At 47.8% G+C, this 4890-nt stretch carries 2 tRNA genes and 3 rRNA genes; all 5 read right to left on the bottom strand.

Going from position 1 to position 4890, the window contains the following annotated elements:
* Positions 1 to 6 precede the first annotated feature (6 nt).
* Positions 7 to 116: ribosomal RNA gene (rrf, locus tag QLS97_RS16815) — 5S ribosomal RNA — on the bottom strand.
* Between the two features lie 148 nt (positions 117 to 264).
* Positions 265 to 3148: ribosomal RNA gene (locus QLS97_RS16810) — 23S ribosomal RNA — on the bottom strand.
* A gap of 130 nt (positions 3149 to 3278) precedes the next feature.
* Positions 3279 to 3352, bottom strand: a tRNA-Ala gene (locus QLS97_RS16805).
* Between the two features lie 93 nt (positions 3353 to 3445).
* Positions 3446 to 3519: transfer RNA gene (locus tag QLS97_RS16800), tRNA-Ile, on the bottom strand.
* 128 nt (positions 3520 to 3647) lie between these two features.
* Positions 3648 to 4890 (bottom strand): 16S ribosomal RNA (locus QLS97_RS16795); the annotation flags it as partial.

Genomic DNA, 4890 nt, shown 5'->3' with positions numbered 1-4890 from the left:
TTCAAAGAAAGGCGACGACATACTCTCCCACATAACTGCAGTACCATCTGCGCAGGCGGGCTTAACTACTCTGTTCGGGATGGGAAGAGGTGAGCCCCGCCGCAATAACCACCTTAAGAGGTTATAATTGCTTTGGGCAATTATCTATAATTAACAATTGAATAATTTACAATTCATAATTATAGTAATATCTTAACATACTGAGATAAAGAAAATAAAAAGTATTAGAAAGTTTCTTCCTGCCGATTGCTCGGCAGGAAAAGCGTACATAAGCTTACGGGTTATTAGTACTACTCGACTATGACATTACTGCCTTTACATCTATAGCCTATCAACGTGGTCATCTCCCACGACCCTTAAAAGAAATCTCATCTTGTGGTGGGTTTCGCGCTTATATGCTTTCAGCGCTTATCCCTTCCAAACGTAGCTACTCTGCGATGCCACTGGCGTGACAACAGATACACTAGAGGTTTGTCCAATTCGGTCCTCTCGTACTAGAATCAGATCCACTCAAATTTCTTGCGCCCACAGTAGATAGAGACCGAACTGTCTCACGACGTTCTGAACCCAGCTCGCGTGCCACTTTAATGGGCGAACAGCCCAACCCTTGGGACCTTCTCCAGCCCCAGGATGTGACGAGCCGACATCGAGGTGCCAAACCCCCCCGTCGATATGAGCTCTTGGGGGAGATCAGCCTGTTATCCCCGGCGTACCTTTTATCCTTTGAGCGATGGCCCTTCCATGCGGAACCACCGGATCACTATGCTCTACTTTCGTACCTGATCGACCTGTATGTCTCTCAGTCAAGCTCCCTTATGCCATTGCACTCTACGCACGGTTACCAAGCGTACTGAGGGAACCTTTAGAAGCCTCCGTTACTCTTTTGGAGGCGACCACCCCAGTCAAACTACCCACCAAGCAATGTCCCCCGCATTACGGGGTTAGGCCTCAGATAAACAAAGGGTTGTATTTCAACAATGACTCCACAACGCCTAGCGACGCCACTTCACAGTCTCCAACCTATCCTACACATCATTTATCCAAGGTCAATACTAAGCTATAGTAAAGGTGCACAGGGTCTTTTCGTCCCACTGCGGGTAAGCGGCATCTTCACCGCTACTACAATTTCACCGAGCTCATGGCTGAGACAGTGTCCAGATCGTTACACCATTCGTGCAGGTCGGAACTTACCCGACAAGGAATTTCGCTACCTTAGGACCGTTATAGTTACGGCCGCCGTTTACTGGGGCTTCAATTCAATGCTTCTCCGAAGATAACATCTCCTCTTAACCTTCCAGCACCGGGCAGGTGTCAGGCCCTATACTTCATCTTACGATTTTGCAGAGCCCTGTGTTTTTGATAAACAGTCGCCTGGACCTCTTCACTGCGGCCAGCATTGCTGCTGGCGACCCTTCTCCCGAAGTTACGGGTCTATTTTGCCTAATTCCTTAGCCATGAATCTCTCGAGCACCTTAGGATTCTCTCCTCGACTACCTGTGTCGGTTTGCGGTACGGGTACTTATTACCTGAAGTTTAGAGGTTTTTCTTGGAAGCCCTTAGGCGCACTATCTCTTTGTCCGAAGACTCCGAGTACTATCGTATTTCCCCAAGCCGCGTGGATTTGCCTGCGCAGCTTATAGGTAGGTACTTCAACGAACTATTCCGTCAGTTCGCGGCGCTTTCATCACTCCGTCACCCCATCACAGTAATAACTAGTACGGGAATATTAACCCGTTGTCCATCGACTGTCCCTTTCGGGTTCGCCTTAGGTCCCGACTAACCCACAGCTGATTAGCATAGCTGTGGAAACCTTAGTCTTTCGGTGTGCGGGTTTCTCGCCCGCATTATCGTTACTTATGCCTACATTTTCTTTTCTCACCGGTCCAGCATACCTTACGATACACCTTCTACCCTGTGAGAATGCTCCCCTACCACTTAGAGTAAACTCTAAATCCATAGCTTCGGTAATATACTTATGCCCGATTATTATCCATGCTCGTCCGCTCGACTAGTGAGCTGTTACGCACTCTTTAAATGAATGGCTGCTTCCAAGCCAACATCCTAGCTGTCTGGGCAGACAAACCTCGTTCTTTCAACTTAGTATATATTTGGGGACCTTAGCTGATGGTCTGGGTTCTTTCCCTCTCGGACTTGGACCTTAGCACCCAAGCCCTCACTGTTATGAAACATTATATAGCATTCGGAGTTTGTCAGGAATTGGTAGGCGGTGAAGCCCCCGCATCCAATCAGTAGCTCTACCTCTATATAACTTTACGCATAACGCTGCACCTAAATGCATTTCGGGGAGTACGAGCTATTTCCGAGTTTGATTGGCCTTTCACCCCTACCCACAGGTCATCCGAAGACTTTTCAACGTCAACCGGTTCGGACCTCCACACTGTGTTACCAGCGCTTCATCCTGCCCATGGGTAGATCACACGGTTTCGCGTCTAACACTACTGACTAAAGCGCCCTATTCAGACTCGCTTTCGCTACGGATCCGTGGCTTAACCACTTATCCTTGCCAGCAACGTTAACTCGTAGGCTCATTATGCAAAAGGCACGCCGTCACCCCACTAAAGGGCTCCGACCGCTTGTAAGCGTATGGTTTCAGGATCTATTTCACTCCGTTATTCACGGTTCTTTTCACCTTTCCCTCACGGTACTGGTTCACTATCGGTCTCTCAGGAGTATTTAGCCTTAGCGGATGGTCCCGCCAAATTCAGACAGGATTTCTCGTGTCCCGCCCTACTCAGGATACCACTATCGTTATCTTCTATTACTTATACAGGGCTATCACCTTCTTTGGCTCTACTTTCCAGTAGATTCTAATTCTATCCGCAACAAATCACGTGGTCCTACAACCCCAATATTGCCGTAACAACATTGGTTTGGGCTAATCCGCGTTCGCTCGCCACTACTTACGGAATCACTTTTGTTTTCTTCTCCTCCGCCTACTTAGATGTTTCAGTTCAGCGGGTTTGCCCACCTATCGGTGTACTATGTCTTCAACATAGTGGGTTGCCCCATTCAGGTATTTACGGATCATATCGTGTGTGCCAATCCCCGTAACTTTTCGCAGCTTATCACGCCTTTCATCGCCTCTGAGAGCCAAGGCATCCCCCATACGCCCTTATTTTGCTTATTGTACCAATCTCGTTGTAAACAACAAGACCGTTTCTTTTACTTGTCTAATGATAAACAAGCAAAAAATGCTTTCTACTTTTTATTATTTTCTTATCTCAATATGTCAATGAACTTATATCCTTTCGGATCTGTGGAGAATAACGGAGTCGAACCGTTGACCTCCTGCGTGCAAGGCAGGCGCTCTAGCCAGCTGAGCTAATCCCCCAATCTATTTATGAATTGTGAATTATGAATTATGAATAACATTCATAACTCCTCAACTCTAGAATTTCTTCTTTTTTATTTAAGTGGTAAATTGTTGTCTCGGACAGACTCGAACTGTCGACCCCTACATTATCAGTGTAGTACTCTAACCAGCTGAGCTACGAGACACTCTTATTCTTAAATGGTATTATTTGAACTAACAGCAAGAGTAATATAATGTCATTATTTGTTTCCTTCTCGAACTTTCGTCTTCTTTCTTGAAAGTGTTGCTTACGCAACTAACATTCAAGCTCTAGAAAGGAGGTGTTCCAGCCGCACCTTCCGGTACGGCTACCTTGTTACGACTTAGCCCTAGTTACCAGTTTTACCCTAGGCAGCTCCTTGCGGTCACCGACTTCAGGCACCCCCAGCTTCCATGGCTTGACGGGCGGTGTGTACAAGGCCCGGGAACGTATTCACCGGATCATGGCTGATATCCGATTACTAGCGATTCCAGCTTCACGGAGTCGAGTTGCAGACTCCGATCCGAACTGTGACCGGTTTTATAGATTCGCTCCTGGTCACCCAGTGGCTGCTCTCTGTACCGGCCATTGTAGCACGTGTGTAGCCCAAGGCGTAAGGGCCGTGATGATTTGACGTCATCCCCACCTTCCTCTCAGTTTGCACTGGCAGTCTCGTTAGAGTTCCCGACATGACTCGCTGGCAACTAACAACAGGGGTTGCGCTCGTTATAGGACTTAACCTGACACCTCACGGCACGAGCTGACGACAACCATGCAGCACCTTGTAAATTGTCTTGCGAAAAGTCTGTTTCCAAACCGGTCAATCTACATTTAAGCCTTGGTAAGGTTCCTCGCGTATCATCGAATTAAACCACATGCTCCACCGCTTGTGCGGGCCCCCGTCAATTCCTTTGAGTTTCATTCTTGCGAACGTACTCCCCAGGTGGGATACTTATCACTTTCGCTTAGCCACTGAGATTGCTCCCAACAGCTAGTATCCATCGTTTACGGCGTGGACTACCAGGGTATCTAATCCTGTTCGCTACCCACGCTTTCGTCCATCAGCGTCAATATATTAGTAGTAACCTGCCTTCGCAATTGGTATTCCATGTAATCTCTAAGCATTTCACCGCTACACTACATATTCTAGTTACTTCCTAATAATTCAAGTCAGACAGTATCAATGGCCGTTCCACCGTTGAGCGATGGGCTTTCACCACTGACTTATCTGACCGCCTACGGACCCTTTAAACCCAATGATTCCGGATAACGCTTGGATCCTCCGTATTACCGCGGCTGCTGGCACGGAGTTAGCCGATCCTTATTCTCACAGTACCGTCAAGACATTACACGTAATGTTGTTTCTTCCTGTGCAAAAGCAGTTTACAATCCATAGGACCGTCATCCTGCACGCGGCATGGCTGGATCAGGCTTGCGCCCATTGTCCAATATTCCTCACTGCTGCCTCCCGTAGGAGTCTGGTCCGTGTCTCAGTACCAGTGTGGGGGATCTCCCTCTCAGGACCCCTACCCATCGT

Origin of the sequence: Flavobacterium yafengii, assembly GCF_030010375.1 — a bacterium.
Classification (GTDB): domain Bacteria; phylum Bacteroidota; class Bacteroidia; order Flavobacteriales; family Flavobacteriaceae; genus Flavobacterium; species Flavobacterium yafengii.
This window is presented reverse-complemented; position numbering and strand designations above follow the sequence as displayed.